Source organism: Neobacillus pocheonensis, from assembly GCF_050477905.1.
Lineage (GTDB): Bacteria > Bacillota > Bacilli > Bacillales > Cytobacillaceae > Neobacillus > Neobacillus pocheonensis_A.
On sequence record NZ_JBCNAD010000007.1, the window covers coordinates 197,604 to 216,108 of the forward strand.

Genomic DNA, 18,505 nt, shown 5'->3' on the forward strand with positions numbered 1-18,505 from the left:
GGTGTTGAACTATTAAATGAAACAAAGAATTATCACAGGAGTTATAGCTGCTGCCCTTTTTCTCCCAATCGTCTTCTATGGTGGACTTCCGCTTATCATATTAGCGTATTTTTTAGCGACAATTGGTCTATATGAATTATTAAAAATGAGAAAACTTAACATTTTTTCGATTCATGGATTACTATCCCTTTTGTTTCTCTGGGTGATTATATTCCCAAAGGAATATAATCACATTATCGATTCTTTCTACTATTCGAAAACAGAGCTATGTATTGCGTTTATCATGTTGTTACTAACGTATACCGTAATTACAAAAAATCGATTTACTTTTGAAGATGCTGCTTTTTCGATTCTTTCTGCACTTTATGTCGGCATCGGCTTCTTTTTCTTTACGGAAACCCGCCAAGAAGGCGGACTAGTATTCATTTTTTATTCTTTATTCATTATCTGGGCAACTGACTCAGGTGCTTATTTTATTGGAAAAGCGCTAGGTAAGAACAAGCTTTGGCCTGAAATTAGCCCCAATAAAACAGTTGAAGGATCAATTGGTGGAGTTGTGTGTGCCGTTATTATCGCAGTCCTTTTTGTATTTTTTTCAAACATAAATGTGGGGCTACTTACTTTGATGGGGATAACGGTTGTTCTTTCTGTTTTTGGACAAATTGGCGACTTAGTCCAATCGGCATTTAAACGTCATTTTAATGTAAAAGATTCCGGAAATATTTTACCAGGCCATGGAGGTATTCTTGATCGATTCGACAGTCTCATATTTGTATGGCCGTTGTTACACTTACTCCACCTTTGGTAAATTGCTTTTCTTTTTAGGAGTTGACATTTTTGAAGACAATAAGTTTATTAGGTGCTTCAGGTTCGATAGGCACCCAAACATTAGATATCATTCGTGAACATCCAACAGAATTTAACTTAACTGCCTTCTCTGTTGGTAAAAATATTGACTTTGCACGAAAGATAATTGTTGAGTTTCAACCTGAGCTAGTTTCTGTACAAGACATAAATGATTGTAATAAATTAAAAGCAGAATTTCCCGCTGTGAAATTCACATTTGGTGAAGAAGGATTAATCGAAGTTGCAGTTTTTGAAAAAGCTGACATTCTTGTCAATGCAGTGCTGGGAAGTGTTGGCCTAAATCCTACATTACAGGCAATTGAATGCGGCAAGGTCATTGCGATTGCAAATAAAGAAACACTTGTAACCGCTGGACATTTGGTTATGGAGGCCGCAAAACGAAAAAATGTTCCACTTCTTCCTGTAGACAGTGAGCATTCAGCTATTTTCCAAGCCCTGCAAGGAGAGAGAGAGAAAAATATTGAAAGATTAATTCTTACCGCATCAGGTGGAAGCTTTCGTGACCGCACTAGGAAGGAATTAGAAGAAGTAACTGTTAAAGAGGCGTTAAATCACCCTAATTGGTCGATGGGAGCTAAGATAACAATTGATTCTGCAACCATGATGAACAAAGGGTTAGAAGTCATAGAAGCCCACTGGCTGTTTAATATGCCTTATGAAAAGATTGATGTACTGCTTCATAAAGAAAGTATCATCCATTCCATGGTTGAATTCCATGATAGCAGTGTTATTGCACAACTAGGAACTCCGGATATGAGAGTGCCAATCCAATATGCACTCACATACCCAGATCGGCTGCCGCTTCCATCCTCTAATCGTCTTAATTTAGCGCAGATAGGAACACTGCATTTTCAAGAAATGGATGCTGAGAGATTCCGCTGCCTGCATTTTGCTTACGTGGCTGGTAATGTTGGCGGAACGATGCCCACTGTATTAAATGCTGCAAATGAAATAGCTGTGGCAGCATTTTTAGAAGGTAAAATTCGTTTCTTACAAATTGAAGATTTGATTGAGAAAGCATTAACTGCTCATCAAACGATTGCACATCCAAGTCTAGCTGTGATTCAACAGGTAGATAAAGAAACGAGAGAATTTGTACGTTCACTTCTATAAAAAAAGGTGGTTTTATTATTGAGTACAGTTATTGCCTTTATTGTGATTTTTGGCGCACTCGTCTTCTTTCATGAATTAGGTCATTTTATTTTTGCGAAAAGAGCAGGTGTCCTCTGCCGTGAATTTGCCATCGGTATGGGTCCAAAAGTGTTCACACATAAAAAAGGAGAAACCACTTACACGATTCGTTTATTACCGATTGGCGGCTTCGTTAGAATGGCCGGTGAAGATCCAGAAATGGTTGAAATAAAACCAGGGTATCGGATTGGATTGTTATTTGATAAGGAAGATAAAGTAAGCAAAATTATTTTGAATAATAAAGAAAAGTATCCAAATTGCCGGATTGTTGAAGTAGAATATGCTGATATTGAAAAAGAGTTAATGATTAAAGGCTTCCCAGAAGATGCAGATGAATCCTTGCATACCTTTATCATCCATCCACAGGCAGTTATTGTAGAAAATGGCGTGGAATCGCAAATTGCCCCGATAGATCGTCAATTTGGCTCTAAAACTTTAGGACAAAGATTTATGGCGATTTTTGCTGGTCCGATGATGAACTTTGTTCTTGCCTTTGTTGTCTTTGTCCTGATAGCCTTGTTACAGGGTGTTCCAACAAATGAACCAAAATTAGGAGAAATTACACCTGATGGTGCAGCTAAAGCTGCTGGACTTAATAAAGGCGATATTGTCCAAAGTATAAGTGGCTCAGAAATTTCAAGCTGGTCCGATGTCGTGGAGATCATCCGAAAAAGCCCGAATGAGACACTTAACTTTTCCATCATCCGTTCAGGTAAAGAAAAAGAGATTCAAGTAACTCCCCAAGAGAAAACCGTGGAAGGCAAAAAGATGGGGCTCATTGGTGTTTACAGCCCAGTCGAGAAATCACCAATCAAAGCTGTTACCACTGGTGCTAAAGAAACGTATTTTTGGACAAAACAAATTTTTGTAATGGTTGGAAAATTAGTTACCGGTCAGTTTTCCATCGATGCACTCTCTGGTCCTGTTGGCATTTATAAATCCACTGATGAAGTAGCAAAATCAGGGATATATTACTTAATGAAATGGGCAGGAATTTTGAGCATTAACCTAGGAATTATGAATTTATTACCAATACCTGCCCTTGACGGTGGCAGATTAATGTTTTTTGCAGTTGAAGCCGTACGTGGAAAGCCTATTGACAGACAAAAAGAAGGAATGGTACATTTTATAGGATTTGCCCTTCTCATGCTGCTCATGCTGGTGGTAACATGGAATGATATTCAAAGATTTTTCTTGAAATAAGGAGAGGGACCGTATATTCGGTCCCTTATTTATTTGGTAAAAGCGTTATAAAAATGGATGAAGTTTTCTGTCGAATAAAGCCGAATCATTTTACGTCTTGTGATATAATTATTTTTTGACATAGAACTAATGTAGAGATTTTTTAATAGATGGGAGAGGGTACGATGAGCGAAAATGCCTTAGGCAAAAAAGAGCGATTCCAACTCTTGCTCCAGCAGCTGCAATTGATCGAAGATGCTGTAGTAGTGCATTTCAACAATGCCCAAATTGAAAGATTATTGGTAGAAAAGAAATCAAGGAAGTGGCATTTTCAATTTTTATTTGAAAAGATTCTTCCTTATAATGTGTATGCTATGTTTGCTTCGCGACTCGAAAAAACGTTTTCGAATATTGCAACAGTATCACATGATATTCAGGTTACAGATCAAACTATTTCTCCAGAATTACTACGAGACTATTGGAATTATTGTATACAGCAAATTGATGGTATTGCCCCGCCGCTCCTAAAGCTTTTATACGAACAGATTCCCGATGTAAATGGTAACAAAATAACAGTTTCTGTTCGTAATGATACGGAGGGACAAGCATTAAAGCGAAAATATTCTGCGATCATCACCAATATTTTTCAGTCATATGGTTTTCCTAATTTAGTAATTGAGACAGAAATAAAAAATGAAGACAAAAATGATGAATATCAGCAATTTTTACTTGCTAAACAAAAGGAAGACCAAGAGCGCGGCTTCCAAGCAATGGTAGATATGCAGAAGAAAGAAGCAGAAAAGGATCAAGGAAATGGTGGAGAAGTTTTGGATGGCCCACTGACGATTGGTCTGACGATTAAGGACGATAATGATCTTCGCAGCATGATTGAAATTGTTGATGAAGAAAGACGAGTTACGGTAGAAGGCTATATTTTTAACGCGGAAATTAGAGAATTAAGAAGTGGACGCTCACTCCTTACCTTTAAAATAACAGATTACACAAGCTCCATTATGGTAAAAATGTTTTCTCGTGATAAAGAAGATGCAGCTATGTTCCAACACGTAAAAAAAGGAATGTGGGTAAAGGTGCGCGGGAGTATTCAAAACGATACCTTTGTACGCGACCTTGTCATGATTGGAAATGATATTAATGAATTCAAGCCTGCTGGTCGTAAAGATACCGCTCCAGATGGTGAAAAACGTGTAGAACTTCATCTCCATACACCAATGAGCCAGATGGATGCTGTTACACCGGTTAGTGCACTAATTGCCCAGGCGAAAAAATGGGGACACAAGGCCATTGCTGTTACTGACCATGCCGTTGCCCAATCCTTTCCAGAAGCATATAGCGCAGGAAAGAAAAATGATATTAAAATTCTTTACGGCGTTGAAGTCAATTTAGTTGATGATGGAGTGCCGATTGCCTACAATGATGCTCACAGATTGCTGGCAGAAGATACCTTTGTCGTGTTTGACGTCGAAACAACAGGACTTTCTGCTGTGTATGATACGATAATCGAACTAGCTGCAGTTAAGGTGAAAGACGGGGATATTATTGACCGCTTTGAGTCTTTTGCGAATCCGCATCACCGCCTTTCGGCAACAACCATCAATTTGACAGGAATCACCGATGACATGGTGCAAAATGCTCCTGAAGTCGAAGAGGTTCTAAGGAAGTTCCATGAATGGGCAGGAGATTCCGTTTTTGTCGCCCATAATGCTTCCTTCGATATGGGGTTCCTCAATGTCGGTTATAAACAAATTGGCTTTGAAAAAGCGAAAAATCCAGTAATTGACACACTAGAACTTGGACGCTTTCTTTATCCTGAATTAAAAAACCATCGTTTAAATACATTAGCAAAAAAATTCGATATTGAATTAACCCAGCACCATCGTGCTATTTATGATGCTGAAGCAACCGGTTATCTATTATTAAAGATGTTAAAAGATGCCCTTGAAAAAGGAATCGAATATCATGATGAGTTTAATGACAATATGGGTAAAGGTAATGCCTATCAACGAGCTCGTCCATACCATTGCACCCTTTTAGCACAAACAGAAGCAGGATTAAAGAACTTATTTAAACTTGTTTCCATTTCGCATATCGAGTATTTTTACAGAGTCCCAAGAATTCCAAGATCTGTTTTGCAAAAATACAGAGAGGGTATTATCGTTGGTTCTGCTTGTAATAAAGGTGAAGTGTTTGAAGGGATGATGCAAAAGTCTCCAGAGGAAGTTGAGGCCTTTGCTGGATTCTATGATTACCTTGAAGTAATGCCAAAGGAAGTTAATGCTCCATTGATTGAAATGGAATTGGTCCGCGATGAAAAAGCAATGGAAGATATTATTTCTAAAATCGTCGCACTCGGTGATAAATTAGGCATTCCCGTTGTTGCAACCGGAAATGTTCATTATTTAAATGAAAATGATAAAATCTACCGAAAGATATTAATTAATTCACAAGGGGGAGCAAACCCTCTTAATCGACATAAATTACCGGATGTTCACTTTAGAACAACCAATGAAATGCTTGATGCATTTTCATTCTTAGGCAAGGAGAAAGCAAAGGAAATTGTCGTTACAAACACCAATAAAATTGCGGATATGATCGATGTCATAAAACCGATTAAAGACGACCTATATACTCCTAAAATTGAAGGTGCCGATGAAGAAATGCGTGAAATGAGTTACGCAATGGCACGAAGAATATACGGGGATACACTTCCAGAAATTGTCGAAGCAAGACTTGAAAAAGAATTAAAAAGTATCATTGGCCACGGATTTGCCGTTATTTATTTGATTTCACACAAGCTTGTAAAAAAATCGTTGGATGATGGCTATCTTGTTGGATCAAGGGGATCAGTCGGTTCGTCTTTGGTCGCAACGATGACGGAAATTACCGAAGTCAATCCATTGCCACCGCATTATGTCTGCCCAACCTGTAAGAATTCCGAGTTCTTTAATGATGGTTCGGTAGGTTCGGGCTTTGATTTACCTGATAAGGATTGTCCTAATTGTGGGGAGAAGTATCATAAAGACGGGCATGATATACCGTTTGAGACATTCCTTGGTTTTAAAGGGGATAAAGTTCCCGATATCGACTTAAACTTCTCGGGTGAATATCAGCCGCGAGCTCACAATTATACAAAGGTTTTGTTTGGTGAGGAATATGTATACCGTGCAGGAACAATCGGTACGGTAGCTGATAAAACGGCTTTTGGATACGTAAAAGCATATCAGCAAGACAATAATCTGCAAATCCGCGGTGCGGAGGTGGAACGGCTTGCATCAGGATGTACGGGTGTAAAAAGAACAACCGGACAGCACCCGGGGGGAATTATTGTTATTCCTGATTATATGGATGTTTATGATTTTACACCGATTCAATTTCCAGCCGATGATAGAAATTCTGAATGGAAAACAACGCATTTTGATTTCCATTCCATCCATGATAACGTACTAAAGCTTGATATCCTTGGTCACGACGATCCAACTGTTATAAGAATGCTTCAGGACCTAAGCGGGATGGACCCAAAAACCATACCGACAGATGACCCTGAAGTCATGAAGATTTTTAGCGGGACCGAATCACTAGGAGTAACGGAAGCGCAAATCATGTGTAAAACGGGAACCCTTGGTATCCCTGAATTCGGTACTCGATTTGTACGGCAAATGCTAGAAGATACAAAACCAACAACCTTTTCTGAGTTAGTTCAAATTTCAGGACTTTCTCACGGGACGGATGTATGGTTAGGGAATGCCCAAGAGTTAATCCATAATAATATCTGTAATTTAAGTGAAGTAATTGGCTGTCGTGATGATATTATGGTTTACCTTATTTATCAGGGATTAGATCCTTCCTTTGCTTTTAAAATTATGGAATCAGTTCGTAAAGGGAAGGGCTTAACGGAAGAAATGGAAGCCGAAATGCGAAAGAACGAAGTGCCGGAATGGTACATCGACTCGTGCAAAAAAATAAAATATATGTTCCCGAAGGCCCATGCTGCCGCATACGTACTAATGGCTGTAAGGATTGCTTATTTTAAAGTGCATTTGCCTCTCTTATATTACGCAGCCTATTTTACGGTCCGTGCCGAGGACTTTGATATTGAGGCTATGTCACGAGGATCAGAAGCAATAAGGGCGAAAATTGAAGAAATCAACGCCAAGGGACTAGAAGCATCAAATAAAGAGAAAAACCTATTAACAGTGCTTGAACTAGCACTTGAGATGACAGAAAGAGGTTTTTCCTTCCAAAATTACGATTTATACAAATCAGATTCCTCCGAATTTATAATTGAAGGAAACACATTAATTCCTCCATTTAATTCGATTCCAGGTCTAGGAACAAACGCAGCGTTTAATATTGTGAAGGCAAGAGAAGATGGAGAGTTTTTATCGAAGGAAGACTTGCAGCAACGCGGTAAAGTATCGAAGACTATTCTTGAATATCTAGATAAGCAAGGCTGTTTGAAATCACTTCCTGAACAAAATCAGCTATCCCTTTTCTAAATAGGGAAAACCGCGGTCTGGCTTTATTCCATTTGCATATGATTGTTGGTTATGATATAGTTTTATTGGAAATACTAAGAAATACTCTCGTGTACAAGAGTGGGGATCCTCCCACTCTTTCGTCTTTGTTATAAAGGTTTTTTTACAGAGTAACTTAATTAAACTTTCCGTGAACTACATAAAATATGGGTGAAAATATTGAAAAAGGAGGTATAGCATGAGCAAAGTAACGGAAGTGGTTGAAGAGCTGGCTGCACCAATTTTTCAAGATCTTGGTTTGGAATTAGTTGAGATCGAGTATGTCAAAGAAGGAAAAAGCTGGTTTCTTCGCGTATATATCGATAAAGAAACAGGTGTGGATATAGAGGATTGCGGCATTGTCAGTGAGCGACTTAGCGAAAAACTTGATGAAATTGATCCAATCCCGCATAACTATTTTCTGGAAGTATCATCTCCTGGTGCAGAACGTCCATTAAAAAAGGCAAAGGATTTCGAAAAGGCGATTGGCAAAAACGTCTTTATCAAAACCTATGAGCCAATTGATGGGGAAAAAAGCTTCGAAGGCCAGTTGTTAGAATTTGATGGTCAAACCATTAAAGTTGAAGTGAAAATCAAAACCCGGAAAAAAACTATTGAAATTCCCTATGAGAAAGTTGCGAATGCCAGATTAGCCGTTATTTTTTCATAAGAAATAAAATTGAAGAGGATTAGGGGGATACAAACAGATGAGCAGCGAATTATTAGATGCTCTTACGATACTGGAAAGAGAAAAAGGTATTTCCAGAAATATTTTAATCGAAGCTATTGAAGCAGCACTTATTTCGGCCTATCGCCGTAATTTCAATCAAGCACAAAACGTACGAATAGATTTAAACTTACAAACAGGTTCCATGCGTGTGTTTGCCAGAAAAGAAGTGGTCGATGAGGTTTTTGATCCACGTTTGGAAATTTCTATCGAGGATGCAAGACGAATTAATCCGAACTATCAAGTAGAAGACGTCGTGGAAATGGAAGTTACGCCAAAGGATTTTGGAAGAATTGCCGCACAAACGGCGAAGCAAGTGGTTACACAGCGTGTACGAGAGGCTGAAAGAGGAATTATTTATTCAGAATTTATCGACCGTGAAGAAGATATTATGACTGGTATTGTTCAAAGGCTTGATTCTAAATTCATATACGTAAGCCTCGGGAAAATTGAAGCTTTACTGCCGGTAAATGAACAAATGCCAAATGAAAGATATAAGCCGCATGACCGGATTAAAGTATTTATTACGAAGGTAGAAAAAACAACGAAGGGTCCGCAAATTTTCGTATCCCGGACTCACCCAGGATTGCTTAAACGCTTATTTGAAATCGAAGTACCTGAGATTTATGACGGGACCGTTGAAATTAAATCAGTTGCCCGTGAAGCAGGTGATCGCTCAAAAATTTCTGTTCACTCCGATAACCAAGAGGTTGATCCAGTAGGATCTTGTGTCGGACCAAAAGGAACAAGAGTTCAAGCGGTGGTAAATGAATTAAAGGGTGAAAAAATTGATATCGTAAAGTGGTCTGATGATCCCGTTGTTTTTGTTGCAAATTCCCTTAGCCCATCTAAAGTTTTAGATGTAATGGTTAATGAAAATGAAAAAGCGACAACAGTGGTTGTCCCAGATTATCAACTTTCATTGGCAATCGGCAAACGTGGACAAAATGCTCGCTTGGCTGCCAAGTTAACAGGTTGGAAAATTGATATCAAATCTGAAACGGAAGCACGTGAACTTGGAATTTATCCAAGGGAAGAAACAATCAGACTTTTTGATGATCAAGTTGATGATGATTTCAACTTTGATGATGAATTGGAATAAAGTAGAGGTGAATGATCGTGAACAATAAGAAAAAAGTTCCTATGCGCAAGTGTGTGGCAACCGGTGAAATGAAACCGAAAAAAGAACTCGTTCGCATCGTTCGCTCTAAGGAAGGGGATGTCACCATTGATTTATCGGGGAAAAAGTCCGGCAGGGGTGCATACCTTTCTAAAGACAAAGAAGCTATTCTGTTAGCCAAGAAAAAAAACACCTTATCGAATCATTTAGAGGTACCAATAAATGATTCATTATATAATGAATTACTTGAGCTAATAGAGAAGGAGAACTGACTATCCAAATGAAACAAAATCAATGGATGTCATTGCTTGGCTTGGCCAATCGAGCGCGCAAAATCATATCGGGTGAGGAGCTTTCTGTGAAGGAGATTCGGAGCGGAAAAGCAAAACTCATTTTATTATCCGCAGATGCATCTCAAAATACAACCAAAAAAATTACTGATAAATGTAATTCTTATGAAGTTCCATATAAATTTGTGGAGAATCGTCATCTTCTTGGTCAAGCGATTGGCAAAGAAGCCCGCGTTGTTGTTGCTGTTCTGGATGATGGATTTGCAAAAAAACTGGTAACGTTGCTCGATTAAATCTAGCGGGGGTGAAAAAATGAGTAAACTACGCGTTTATGAATATGCAAAACAATATAATATTTCAAGTAAAGAAATCATTACAAAACTAAAAGAAATGAATATAGAGGTTTCAAATCATATGGCAACTCTAGAGGATTCAGACATTAAAAAGTTGGATGCAACTTACAATAAAAAAGAGAATGCACCGCAACAAAAACAGGTAAATAATTCACAGCAAAAACAGACGAATGGTTCGCAGGCGAAACGTACAAATACAAATAACAACGGTCGTCCTGCTCAACAGCAGCAAGCTAATAAGCCACAAGTGCAGGTGAAAACCACACCTAAAGCATTTGAGGATGATGATGATAAAAAAGTTGTCCCAAGCAAGGTGAAAGTGGTAACACCGCCAAAGAATAAAGAAGGCAAAAAGCATGATCAGGAATACCAGTCAAAAGAAAATAAAGCCTTCAATTCTGGAAAAGCTAAGAGTAAACCGTTTAATAATAACAACCAAAATCGTAATAATCAAAACAATAAAAAGAAAAATAACACACACGTGCAACAACAGCAAGCACAGCCACAAAAGAAAAAAGAGAAGGAGCTTCCTGCTAAAATTACTTTTAGTGAATCTCTTACAGTTGCAGAGCTAGCGAAGAAGTTATATCGTGAGCCTTCTGAAATCATTAAAAAACTCTTTTTACTTGGTGTAATGGCAACCATCAATCAAGTTTTAGATAAAGATGCGATTGAATTAATTGCTGGTGAGTATGGGGTTGAGGTTGAAGAAGAAATCAAAATCGATACAACAGACCTTGAAGTATACTTTACAGAAGATTCAGCAGATACATTAGTGGAAAGACCTTCTGTTGTAACCATCATGGGACACGTTGACCATGGTAAAACAACCTTGCTTGATTCCATCCGGAACACGAAAGTAACGGAAGGTGAGGCAGGAGGTATTACTCAACATATTGGAGCCTATCAGGTTGTTGAAAACGGAAAGAAAATAACTTTCCTCGATACTCCTGGACACGCTGCTTTTACAACGATGCGTGCACGTGGTGCGAAAATTACAGACATTACCATTTTAGTGGTTGCTGCTGATGATGGTGTAATGCCGCAAACTGTTGAAGCGATCAATCATGCTAAAGCCGCAGAAGTACCTATCATTGTAGCGGTCAACAAAATGGACAAAGAAGCAGCAAATGCTGACCGAGTTATGCAGGAATTAACCGAACATGGATTAGTTGCTGAAGCATGGGGCGGGGAAACCATTTTTGTTCCTCTATCTGCAAAAACTGGTGAAGGTATCGATAATCTTTTAGAAATGATCCTTCTTGTTGGTGAAGTAGAAGAATATAAAGCAAATCCAAATAGAAAAGCAGTTGGTACTGTTATCGAAGCACAGTTAGATAAAGGACGCGGTTCAGTTGCCACTTTATTAGTTCAAAATGGAACACTAAAAGTTGGGGATCCAATTGTTGTAGGAAATACGTATGGTCGTGTCCGTGCGATGGTAAATGACCTTGGCCGTCGCGTTAAGGAAGCAGGTCCGTCAACACCAGTTGAGATTACCGGACTTAATGATGTTCCACAAGCCGGCGACCGCTTTGTTGTTTTTGAAGATGAAAAAACAGCCCGTCAAGTTGGAGAAGCACGTGCTCAAACAGCATTGGTAGCTCAACGTGGCGAAAAGTCAATCGTTAGTTTAGAAACTTTATTTGATCAATTAAAGCAAGGGGAAATGAAAGATCTAAACATCATCTTAAAGGCTGATGTTCAAGGATCTGCTGAGGCTGTAGCCGCTTCCTTGCAAAAAATTGATGTAGAAGGCGTAAATATTAAGATTATCCATAGTGGCGCGGGTGCGATTAATGAATCTGATATTAGCCTTGCCGCTGCCTCTAATGCTATCGTGATCGGCTTTAATGTCCGTCCTGACGCAAATGCTAAACGTGCAGCAGAAGCAGAAAAAGTAGATGTTCGACTTCACCGTATTATCTATAAAGTAATCGAAGAAATGGAAGCTGCGATGAAAGGAATGCTTGACCCAGAATTCCAAGAGAAAATTATTGGTCAAGCTGAAATTCGTCAAACCTTCAAGGTTTCTAAGGTTGGTACAATTGCCGGTTCATATGTAACCGATGGTAAAATTACCCGTGATAGCGGCATTCGTTTAATCCGCAACGGTGTTGTTATTTTCGAAGGACAAATTGATGCCTTAAAACGCTTTAAGGATGATGCTAAAGAAGTGGCTCAAGGCTACGAATGTGGGATTACCATTAAAAACTTCAATGATGTTAAAGAAGGAGATATCATTGAAGCATTTGTAATGGAAGAAATTGAACGTAAATGATCATCGGTTCGGCCGTATGTGAATGTGTAATATATAACGCCCATTCTTTAAAAGAGAAACGAGCAGTTTTGCAGCGAATCCTAACCCGCTTAAAGCAAAAATATAATATTTCCGTGTCAGAGGTTGATTACCAGGATGTATGGCAGAGAACGAAAATAGCCATAGTGGCTGTCACCTCTAACAGGATTTCGACTGAGCAGGAATTGCAGAACGCATTAAAACTAATCGACTCGTTCCCTGAGATAGAAAGAACGATCACCGAGATTGATTGGCTTTAAATTAAGAGGTGAAATAAGTGAGCCACAGAGCAAATCGTGTTGGAGAACAAATGAAAAAAGAACTAAGTGACATAATTGGCCGTAAAATTAAAGATCCTCGGATTGGCTTTGTTACCGTTACCGATGTTCAAGTAACAGGAGATCTTCAACAAGCAAAAGTATTTATTTCTGTATTAGGTGATGACGAGCAAAAAGAGAATACGTTAAAAGGTCTAGCTAAAGCGAAAGGGTTTATCCGGACTGAAATTGGCCATCGTATTCGTTTGCGCAAAACACCTGAAATCATTTTTGAATTTGATGAATCAATCGATTATGGAAATCGAATTGAAACACTTCTTCATCAATTGCATTCCGATGATACACCTATGGAAAAGCATGAAGAAGAATAACTGGATAGACTTATGTCTATCCTTTTTTCAATTGGCTGTGTTAATGGAAAACGTTGATTTTTTGACTCTGTTGATTTGAGCGTAAGGCACGGAGACTCCTGCGGGAGTACGGAACAGGGGAGACCCCGCAGGAGCGAAGCGACGAGGAGGCTCCCCGTACCGCCCGCGAACCGCTCGTGCCTGAAGCGGAAATCAACAGCCATGTTTAACACAGCCTATCATTAAAAGTAAAAAAAAGTTTAAGAACGGAGAGAATTGTTTGGAAGGAATCTTACCATTATTTAAACCAGCAGGGTTAACTTCTCATGATTGTGTTTTTAAATTAAGAAAGATTTTAAAAACAAAGAAGGTTGGACACACAGGTACACTGGATCCAGATGTTACCGGTGTTCTTCCGATATGTATTGGAAAAGCAACCAAGGTTGCCGAGTATATTACCGATGCCGGGAAGGCTTATGAAGGGGAAGTGACCCTTGGCTTTTCTACAACAACAGAAGACGCATCAGGAGAAATTGTTGCACAGAAACTAGTAGATCGCACCATAACTCGAGATGAAATCATGAATGTCCTTGATTCCTTAACAGGAGAAATTGAGCAGACTCCTCCCATGTATTCTGCTGTTAAAGTAGGGGGAGTGCGTCTTTATGAATACGCCCGTAAAGGAATTGAAGTGGAGCGGCCAACCAGAAAGGTAAATATATATACCATCGAACTTCTTGATGATCGCAGTGAATTTTCTGGTGAAACGATTCAATTTCGCTTTAGAGTCAGTTGCAGCAAAGGGACCTATATCCGTACATTGGCGGTTATGATGGGTGAGCTCCTCGGCTTTCCTGCACATATGTCGAATTTGATAAGAATCCAATCCGCATCGTTTAAATTAGAGGATTGTTTAACTTTTGATGAAATAGAAAAAATGATGGAAGCTGGAAAAATGGAAGAGGTATTGAGGCCATTAGAAACAGCACTTTCTCATTTGCCGAAATTACTGATTAATGATACAGTAGCAGAGAAAGTGAAAAATGGTGCACTATTAAAAATACCAGAACATTTAAATAACAGTAACGGACCTATTATCGCTGAAACCACAGAGGGGCTGGCGCTTGCTATCTATGCAAAGCATCCAAACAAGCCAGGACTTCTTAAACCAGTTAAAGTGTTAAGAAATGAGATAGTATAAAAAGGTTACGATATAGAAAAGGTGAGTTTCAATTGGAAATAAAGAAGCTTAGTTTTCCATTTAATTTAGAGAAACATGAATTTCCCCCGCTTGCTATGGCTCTAGGTTATTTTGACGGTGTACACCGCGGCCATCAGCAAGTTATTGTTGAGGCAAAGAAGCAGGCGGAAAATAGGGGATTACATAGTGCGGTCATGACTTTCGATCCGCATCCTTCTGTAGTGTTAGGAAAAAATGAAAAGCATGTACAATATATTACCCCGTTAACAGAAAAAATTAGCATTATTGAGGGATTGGAAATTGATTACCTCTTTGTTGTTCATTTTACAGCGGAATTTGCTAATCTCTTGCCTCAGGAATTTATCGATCAATTTGTGATCGGATTAAATGTAAAGCATGTAGTAGCTGGCTTTGATTTTTCTTATGGGCGAATGGGAAAAGGGAATATGGAAACTCTTCCCTTTCATTCAAGAGAGGAATTTTCTTATTCCGTTATTCCCAAGTTTTCTGAAGGTGATGAAAAGGTTAGTTCAACAAGAATCCGCAGGTTATTAAAAGAAGGAAAAACCGATGAACTTCCAAATTTGCTTGGCAGGTTTTATTCGACAACGGGAACGGTTGTTCATGGAGATAAACGTGGAAGAACGATTGGTTTTCCAACTGCTAACGTAAATGTGAATGAAGAGTATATTATCCCTCCTCTTGGTGTGTACGCTGTTAGAATGAAAGTGAAAAATCATTGGTATAATGGTGTATGTAATGTAGGTTTTAAACCAACATTCAATAAAGATTCTTTGAAGATATCCATTGAAGTGCATTTATTTGACTTTAATCAAGATATTTACGGGGAAGAAGTGGTCATCGAGTGGCATCTATACCTTCGAAAAGAACAAAAATTTTCGGGAATTGATGAGCTTGTAGCACAAATTGATAGGGACAAGCAAACTGCCATATCTTACTTTGAAGATAATCGTCGGTGATCATAAATGGAAAAATGAAACGTCTTTGTTAGAGTGTCATGAGGACAAAAGCCAAGTTGGTAAAGCAATAACAGTCCGCATAGAGTGTTCATGAGGACAAAACCCAGGCAGGAAAAGCGAAAACTGTCCGCATAGAGCGTTCATGAGGACAAAACCTAGGCAGGAAAAGCGAAAACTGTCCGCATAGAGTGTTCATGGGGACTAAACTCAGGCAAGAAAAGCGGAAACTGTCCTCATGAGTTGCACATATAGCAAAAAACCAAGAAGTTTGTTGTAAATTAGAAGTATTTCCTCCATTATATTTAGGTTTTAACTTGCTTTTTGACGTAAAAGGTTGTATTCTTAATTACGTATTAAAAATAACCTTTGCTTGGCAAAGCGATTCACCAACGCTTGCTCGGTAACTGGGGATTTGTAAATTTAGGAGGTGAACATGGATGGCAATCACTCAAGAACGTAAAAATGAACTAATCAGTGAGTATAAAACTCATGATAACGACACAGGATCTGCAGAAGTTCAAATCGCTGTCCTTACAGAATCAATCAACAATTTGAATGAGCACTTACGTACTCACAAGAAAGATCACCACTCACGTCGCGGTCTTTTGAAAATGGTTGGTAAACGTCGTAATCTTTTGACTTACCTACGTAACAAAGACGTACAACGTTACCGTGTTTTAATTAATAAGCTTGGCCTACGTCGTTAGTTTACAGAAGCGGGATTTTTCCCGCTTTTTTATTAGGTTTTTTTAAAGAAGAAAGAATTTTGTATACATATTTTAAGACTGGACTTATTTGTGCATACTATTATATGTGAATGAATGGATAACATAAGCTTTTTAGGCTTTTTTTATATTTTAAAGATTTAGTAAGATGATCACAGTGAAAGGTTTTCTTTCGCATCATCCTCCTAAGTGATTTAGATAGAGAGGGGTAAAAATATGGAACAAACGAAACATGAGTACTCCATGGATTGGGCAGGCCGCAAGTTATCTGTCGAACTTGGACAATTAGCCAAACAAGCAAATGGTGCTGTCCTTGTTCGCTATGGGGATACAGCAGTTCTCAGTACTGCAACAGCTTCAAAAGAACCTAAAAATTTAGATTTTTTTCCATTAACAGTTAATTACGAAGAGCGGTTATATGCAGTGGGTAAAATACCCGGAGGCTTTATTAAGCGTGAAGGCCGTCCAAGCGAAAAAGCAATATTAGCGAGCCGCCTTATTGACCGTCCGATTCGTCCGCTTTTTGCTGATGGATTCCGAAATGATGTTCAAGTAATCAGTATTGTAATGAGTGTGGATCAAGATTGCTCAACTGAAATGGCAGCAATGTTTGGATCATCATTAGCTTTAAGTACATCAGATATTCCATTTGAAGGGCCAATTGCTGGTGTTGTAGTTGGTAGAGTTAATAATGAATTTATTATCAATCCAACTGTTGATCAAGCTGAAAAAAGCGATATCCACTTAACTGTTGCTGGAACGAAGGATGCTATTAACATGGTTGAAGCAGGTGCACTTGAAGTACCTGAGGAAACGATGTTAGAAGCAATCATGTTCGGTCACGACGAGATCAAACGCTTGATTGAATTCCAAGAAAAAATTGTAGCTGAAATTGGTAAGCCAAAAAGAGAAATATCTCTTTATGAAATTGATAAAGAACTTGAAGCAGAAGTAAGAGAACTCTGTGAAGCCGATATGGTGAATGCGATTCAAGTTCAGGAAAAGCATGCCCGTGAAGACGCGATTAAAGAAGTAAAAAGACAAGTCATTGCCCGGTTTGAAGAACAGGAAGCAAATGATGATGATTTAAAACAAGTCAAACAGATTTTGGACAAGATTGTCAAAGGTGAAGTTCGCCGTTTAATTACTGTCGAAAAGGTTCGTCCTGACGGCCGTAAAATCGATGAAATCCGTCCATTATCCTCACAAGTTGGGATCTTGCCACGAACTCACGGATCAGGTTTGTTTACACGTGGTCAGACTCAAGCCTTGAGCATCTGTACACTTGGTGCAATGGGAGATGTCCAAATCCTAGATGGACTTGGTATTGAGGAAGAAAAACGCTTTATGCATCATTATAACTTCCCATCCTTTAGTGTTGGAGAGACAGGTCCAATTCGTGGACCAGGTAGAAGGGAAATTGGGCACGGTGCGCTTGGAGAGAGAGCACTTGAACCAATTGTGCCATCTGAAAAGGATTTTCCATATACAATCCGTCTAGTTTCTGAGGTTCTTGAATCAAACGGTTCAACCTCACAAGCAAGTATTTGTGCCAGTACATTAGCAATGATGGATGCGGGGGTGCCAATTAAAGCACCTGTAGCAGGAATTGCAATGGGTCTTGTAAAATCAGGTGAACATTATACCGTTTTGTCCGATATTCAAGGTATGGAAGACCATCTTGGAGATATGGATTTTAAAGTAGCAGGAACTGCTAAAGGGGTTACAGCCCTCCAAATGGATATTAAAATTGAAGGTCTTTCCCGTGAAATTTTGGAAGAAGCTCTGCAGCAGGCGAAGATTGGAAGAATGCATATTTTGAACTCCATGCTTGCTACAATTTCAGAACCAAGAGAGGAACTTTCACAATTTGCGCCAAAAATATTAACAATGGCGATTAATCCTGATAAGATTCGCGATGTTATTGGACCGAGCGGAAAGCAAATCAATAAAATTATTGAAGAAACTGGTGTTAAAATCGATATTGAACAGGATGGTACTATTTTTATCGCATCAACAAACCAAGAAATGAATCAAAAAGCCAAGAAAATTATCGAAGATATTGTTCGTGAAGTGGAAGTTGGCCAAATGTATCTTGGTAAAGTTAAGCGGATTGAAAAATTTGGTGCATTCGTCGAGATTTTTGCCGGTAAAGATGGTTTAGTGCATATTTCTGAACTTGCTGAAGAGCGGGTTGGAAAAGTTGAGGATGTTGTTAAAATTGGTGACGAATTGTTAGTAAAAGTCACTGAAATTGATAAACAGGGCCGTGTAAACCTCTCACGCAAAGCGGTATTAAAGGAACAGAAGGAAAAAGCTGAAGAAACAAAATAATCAAACTCAGTCTGTTGGTATCTGAGATCATAAAAAGTCAGGGCCCGGACCCTGACTTTTTCATGTATAAGTTCCA

General features: G+C 38.8%; 15 protein-coding genes. All 15 read left to right on the plus strand.

The features are described 5' to 3' along the window. Positions 1-16 precede the first annotated feature (16 nt). The 15 genes from ABES02_RS03845 (at position 17) to pnp (ending at position 18,429) form a co-directional block, all read left to right on the plus strand. The gene (locus ABES02_RS03845) at positions 17-808 is read left to right on the plus strand and encodes a phosphatidate cytidylyltransferase (protein WP_430130981.1); all 792 of its coding nucleotides are present in this window, start codon (positions 17-19) and stop codon (positions 806-808) included. 29 nt (positions 809-837) lie between these two features. Further along, positions 838-1,980, plus strand: a complete 1,143-nt coding sequence (gene dxr / locus ABES02_RS03850) for a 1-deoxy-D-xylulose-5-phosphate reductoisomerase (protein WP_430130984.1) — start codon at positions 838-840, stop codon at positions 1,978-1,980. Positions 1,981-1,998: 18 nt separating this feature from the next. Further along, the gene (gene rseP, locus ABES02_RS03855) at positions 1,999-3,261 is read left to right on the plus strand and encodes an RIP metalloprotease RseP (protein WP_430130987.1); all 1,263 of its coding nucleotides are present in this window, start codon (positions 1,999-2,001) and stop codon (positions 3,259-3,261) included. 164 nt (positions 3,262-3,425) lie between these two features. Then, positions 3,426-7,754: a PolC-type DNA polymerase III gene (locus ABES02_RS03860; RefSeq protein WP_430130990.1), complete on the plus strand. Its 4,329-nt coding sequence runs from the start codon at positions 3,426-3,428 to the stop codon at positions 7,752-7,754. Between the two features lie 217 nt (positions 7,755-7,971). Then, positions 7,972-8,442, plus strand: coding sequence for a ribosome maturation factor RimP (rimP, locus tag ABES02_RS03865; RefSeq protein WP_430130993.1), 471 nt, complete (start codon positions 7,972-7,974; stop codon positions 8,440-8,442). Positions 8,443-8,479: 37 nt separating this feature from the next. Further along, positions 8,480-9,601: a transcription termination factor NusA gene (gene nusA, locus ABES02_RS03870; protein WP_430130995.1), complete on the plus strand. Its 1,122-nt coding sequence runs from the start codon at positions 8,480-8,482 to the stop codon at positions 9,599-9,601. Positions 9,602-9,618: 17 nt separating this feature from the next. Then, a complete protein-coding gene (rnpM, locus tag ABES02_RS03875; protein ID WP_430130998.1) occupies positions 9,619-9,891 on the plus strand; it encodes an RNase P modulator RnpM in 273 nt (90 codons plus the stop codon). 8 nt (positions 9,892-9,899) lie between these two features. Continuing rightward, complete coding sequence (locus ABES02_RS03880; RefSeq protein ID WP_430131001.1) at positions 9,900-10,202, plus strand: YlxQ family RNA-binding protein; 303 nt, start codon at positions 9,900-9,902, stop codon at positions 10,200-10,202. Positions 10,203-10,221: 19 nt separating this feature from the next. Then, positions 10,222-12,543 (plus strand): translation initiation factor IF-2, encoded by a 2,322-nt coding sequence (gene infB / locus ABES02_RS03885; RefSeq protein ID WP_430131004.1) that lies wholly within the window; start codon positions 10,222-10,224, stop codon positions 12,541-12,543. Continuing rightward, a complete protein-coding gene (locus tag ABES02_RS03890) occupies positions 12,543-12,821 on the plus strand; it encodes a DUF503 domain-containing protein (RefSeq protein ID WP_430131319.1) in 279 nt (92 codons plus the stop codon). The genes infB and ABES02_RS03890 overlap by 1 nt, the downstream gene beginning before the upstream one ends. A gap of 17 nt (positions 12,822-12,838) precedes the next feature. Further along, a complete protein-coding gene (rbfA, locus tag ABES02_RS03895; RefSeq protein WP_430131006.1) occupies positions 12,839-13,210 on the plus strand; it encodes a 30S ribosome-binding factor RbfA in 372 nt (123 codons plus the stop codon). A 259-nt stretch (positions 13,211-13,469) separates the two neighbouring features. Further along, entirely contained in the window at positions 13,470-14,390 is a 921-nt protein-coding gene (gene truB, locus ABES02_RS03900) for a tRNA pseudouridine(55) synthase TruB (RefSeq protein ID WP_430131009.1), read from the plus strand. Between the two features lie 32 nt (positions 14,391-14,422). Next, positions 14,423-15,370 (plus strand): bifunctional riboflavin kinase/FAD synthetase, encoded by a 948-nt coding sequence (ribF, locus tag ABES02_RS03905; RefSeq protein ID WP_430131012.1) that lies wholly within the window; start codon positions 14,423-14,425, stop codon positions 15,368-15,370. Positions 15,371-15,807: 437 nt separating this feature from the next. Then, entirely contained in the window at positions 15,808-16,077 is a 270-nt protein-coding gene (gene rpsO, locus ABES02_RS03910; protein WP_430131014.1) for a 30S ribosomal protein S15, read from the plus strand. Positions 16,078-16,311: 234 nt separating this feature from the next. Continuing rightward, on the plus strand, positions 16,312-18,429 hold the full coding sequence (gene pnp, locus ABES02_RS03915) for a polyribonucleotide nucleotidyltransferase (RefSeq protein WP_430131017.1): 2,118 nt from the start codon (positions 16,312-16,314) through the stop codon (positions 18,427-18,429). The last annotated feature ends 76 nt before the right edge of the window (positions 18,430-18,505 follow it).

Bases quoted from the DNA above. Each gene is read 5' to 3' on its own strand.
- rpsO (WP_430131014.1), top strand. From the start codon at position 15,808: ATGGCAATCACTCAAGAACGTAAAAATGAACTAATCAGTGAGTATAAA.
- pnp (WP_430131017.1), top strand. From the start codon at position 16,312: ATGGAACAAACGAAACATGAGTACTCCATGGATTGGGCAGGCCGCAAG.
- nusA (WP_430130995.1), top strand. From the start codon at position 8,480: ATGAGCAGCGAATTATTAGATGCTCTTACGATACTGGAAAGAGAAAAA.
- ABES02_RS03860 (WP_430130990.1), top strand. From the start codon at position 3,426: ATGAGCGAAAATGCCTTAGGCAAAAAAGAGCGATTCCAACTCTTGCTC.
- infB (WP_430131004.1), top strand. From the start codon at position 10,222: ATGAGTAAACTACGCGTTTATGAATATGCAAAACAATATAATATTTCA.
- rimP (WP_430130993.1), top strand. From the start codon at position 7,972: ATGAGCAAAGTAACGGAAGTGGTTGAAGAGCTGGCTGCACCAATTTTT.
- ABES02_RS03880 (WP_430131001.1), top strand. From the start codon at position 9,900: ATGAAACAAAATCAATGGATGTCATTGCTTGGCTTGGCCAATCGAGCG.
- ABES02_RS03845 (WP_430130981.1), top strand. From the start codon at position 17: ATGAAACAAAGAATTATCACAGGAGTTATAGCTGCTGCCCTTTTTCTC.